This window comes from Chromobacterium sp. LK11 (assembly GCF_001043705.1).
In the GTDB taxonomy this organism is placed as follows: Bacteria; Pseudomonadota; Gammaproteobacteria; order Burkholderiales; family Chromobacteriaceae; genus Chromobacterium; species Chromobacterium alkanivorans.
In genome coordinates this window covers 1-468 of record NZ_LDUR01000067.1, presented here as the reverse complement: position 1 = coordinate 468, position 468 = coordinate 1, and the positions used below count along the sequence as shown (strand labels likewise).

General features: G+C 66.0%; 1 protein-coding gene. It reads right to left on the bottom strand.

Annotated elements, in window-relative coordinates:
* On the bottom strand, positions 1–468 hold a 468-nt coding region (locus VK98_RS22570), incomplete at both ends, for a DUF2345 domain-containing protein (protein WP_048416169.1).

The window sequence follows — 468 nt, the reverse complement described above, 5'->3', positions numbered from 1 at the left end:
ACCTGGATCTTGCCTTTGGCCGCAATCAGCTTCAGCGCGATCTGGTCCTTGACCCCGGCGACGAACAGGCTGATGTGCTGGCCCACATTGTGGAGCCAGCGCCGGCCGCTGGTCTGGTTGGTGTCGCGCTGCGCCACCAGGTCCAGATTGGTGCCGGCCGCCAGAGTCTGGCTTTGCTGGCTCAGGCTGGCGATGCCGGCCGGCGCGGACAGCACGATCAGCGGTTGCTGGCCGGCTTGGTCTTTTGCGGTCTTGCCGTCTTTGTCGGTGTTGGAGCCGGCTTCCCAGGCTTTCAAGGCCGCGGCCTGGTGTTGCAGATGGCCTTCGGTTTTCTTGGCGGCTTTGGCGTTGTCCGGACCGATTTCCTCCGGCCCGGTTTCCATGGTGTCGGCCTGCTGGCCGGTGGCGGTGTCGCCCAGGCTCTGGCTCAGGCCCAAGGCCGCGTCCAGCTGGCTTTGCGCCTGTTCG